Raw genomic sequence first — 2785 nt, 5'->3', positions numbered from 1 at the left:
GCCTATTCATTTTGAAAGCGTGAACTGATCCAGGCGCCGATATAGACGACGGCGGCAATGAGATAAAGACTCTTGATGCCCCATAGGATTGAACCGTATTCGAGCATCCCGCCAACCACCGCTCCGCTGAGATTCGAGGCCAGCGGTTGAGCGGTTTCTTTTGCCCGACGTAAAGCTTCGCTGAAAATGACTCCGGCGAAGAACAAGGGCAACGAAAGCAGGGTTGCGCTTGCGATGGCTCGCGGGGCAGGGGGGATTGCGTTGAGGCTATCCAGCGGGAAAAAGTAGGTAAACAGCAGGCTGGCAAACAAGCACACGTAACTAATGCTCATGTTAATTCTTTTTTGCGACAGCACAAAAAGATTGGCGCCCAGAGCCATACTCAGTACGCCTGAGATTGCCAAGGCGTTAACGAGCCAGGTTGTGCCAAATAACAAAGCCAACTCGGTGATGCTTTTAAATTCGATCAGCAAAAACGCGGCGCCCAACAGCCAAAAATGCCAGTTGGGTTTTAGCGCCCGCGGAAATGAGCGGGTGATCACCGTGAGGCTGAGTACCAGAATGAGGCCGATGGCCTGCCAATACGCCGCGGGGATTTTGCGGCTGCGCAGATACAGGTAGGGCCAATCATCTGTAGAAATGGGAATATCATTGTACTGGGTGTTGGGTTCCCAGCGGGTTAATTCGGTATCGCTAATATCTACAGGGAGTACACTCGCCACAAAGGTGGTGCCAATATCGCCGTAATAGACAAAAATATTCTCAGGCCCGAATACTTCGGCCATGATGCGCCCCAGGCGTTCATCGATCCAGGGGGTTTTTGCCCCGAAAGTGAGCGAAACCAGACCCCGCTCGGTGAGCAGCGCTTTGACTTGTTGCAGACTTTCAACGGTGTACACGAAGGAATCCAGGCGGATATTCGAAAGCCCGGACAAGAGCATTTGTGAATCGAGCAAGCCGAAAGAGATCAGATCGTAGCGTTGATTGCTTTTCTTGAAATAGGAACGCGCATCATCGACAATCGTGGTGACGCGTGGATCGCTATAAGGGTGTTCGGGGTGGAATTCTTGCCCAAAGGCGAGGATAGCCGGATCAATTTCGACCGCGTCAACGTGCTCGGCGCCGTTGCGCAGCGCCGCCGCGGCGTCGTTGCCCATCCCCGCGCCAACGATTAACACCTGATCGCCGGGAGGGTGGAGCCTGTACGGTAAATTATACGAATAGACCGCGTTTTCCAACTCCTGATTGGCTTCAGGGAGGCTGGCTAAAAATACCTCGGATAAATCCATTGCGGATTGGTAAAAAACTTGCTGGATGTTAAGCGTATACCAGGTGGTCACGGATGAGTTTTCTGCGCCCGTTGAGATGGTGCGCTCGATTAATTCGAGGCGATGGTAGGGCGACCATGTAACCCCTCGCCCGATATAGAATATCCCGGCCAGGGAGATGATGAATAGCGTGACGTCTTTCCAGGAAAAAGTGTGCTGCTGAATCCAGAACACGGACAGGCTGACAAGGGCCAGGCCAAACCAGATCATCGGTGGTGTTTGCAGATAGGATAGCAAGGCGAAAAGCCATATCCCGATCAGGCTGCCAAGCAAATTAGCAATATAGGCCGGAATCGGTGCGTGACGGGACATTTCTCTGCCTGTTGCCTGCCCAATGGGAATAAAGAGTAGCATTGTGAGCAAGAAGAAAACAAACACAACCCCCAGGAATAAGCCCAGCGCCAGCCAATACGAGAAATCGCCGGTGAACCACAGGAATTCATCGCCTCTCGAAGGATAGGCCAATGCACGCGGCGATAAGACGCGCCCGACAATGAAGACAAGGAAGACAAAGATTCCGAATAAGGGGGCAAAGGCCGATTGATAGTTCTGCTTTTTGCCGACCAGCCCAAAGCCCAGCGCCAATCCCAGGAAGGCAGCGAGTAGAGGAAGGTTTTTGAAATACGAGAAGAGCCGGATTTCGCCGGAAATCCATCGAATTACGGCCAGTTCGAAGAATAGCCCCAGACAACTAATCAGGAGCAATGGATACCAGGTGCGTAGTGATTTCTGGAAGTTTGGCATCGACATGATGGATTATTTTGCCAGCAGCATTGGGACGCGTCCGGGCACAACGCGGTATTCGAGATCGTGGATGGCATAGTCGATGACTTCGCCATCGGTATGGAAGGGCGTGCTGGGCTCGGCGTGGATACGCAGCCAGGTGCTGTGAATTTCATGGATGGATGGGTGTTCGGTGTAATTACCTTCGCCCGCTTTCATGATTTTTGGCAGCGTTGCCAGCATTTCGCCGCGGGTGGTGATGGAGCCGTGGACGAAGGTGAGTTTGCCATCAAAGGGATCGGCGTGTGGCACACTATAGAAAATGCCGCCGGTGCGCGGGCTATTGCCTACCGAAACCAATGTCACCGGGCCTTCGTATTCGCCATCATCCCAGGCGAGTTTCATTTGCCATTGCGGATTCTTGAGAATCGTCAGGATGGTTGCCAGCAAATAGCGGGCGATACCTTTTACGCGCTTCATCTGGGTTTGTGTGACGCTGACTACGGTTTCCAACCCCACAGCAGAGTTGTTGAGAAAATAGCGCCCGTTAACCTGACAGACATCAATGGGGCGGTGATACCCGGCGGCGATGATCTGAGCGGCGACTTCAAGGTCTTTCGAGATGCCCAGATTATCCGCCAGATCATTGGCGGTACCCATCGGCAAGATGCCAAAGCGCCTGGTGATTTCGTTGTCGCCTGCGCCTTTGATTAGTCCGTTGACAATTTCGTTGT

The 2785-nt window shown here is 52.9% G+C and carries 2 protein-coding genes; both read right to left on the bottom strand.

Going from position 1 to position 2785, the window contains the following annotated elements; translation table 11 throughout:
- Window positions 1-2: 2 nt before the first annotated feature.
- The gene (locus HN413_13395) at window positions 3-2078 is read right to left on the bottom strand and encodes a hypothetical protein (protein MBT3391391.1); all 2076 of its coding nucleotides are present in this window, start codon (window positions 2076-2078) and stop codon (window positions 3-5) included.
- A 6-nt stretch (window positions 2079-2084) separates the two neighbouring features.
- On the bottom strand, window positions 2085-2785 hold a 701-nt coding region (locus HN413_13390), incomplete at its 5' end, for a hypothetical protein (GenBank protein MBT3391390.1).

The organism is Chloroflexota bacterium (assembly GCA_018648225.1).
Taxonomy (GTDB): Bacteria; Chloroflexota; Anaerolineae; order Anaerolineales; family UBA11858; genus NIOZ-UU35.
Note: the sequence above shows the minus strand (reverse complement) of the source record. Positions and strands in the feature narration are given on the sequence as shown.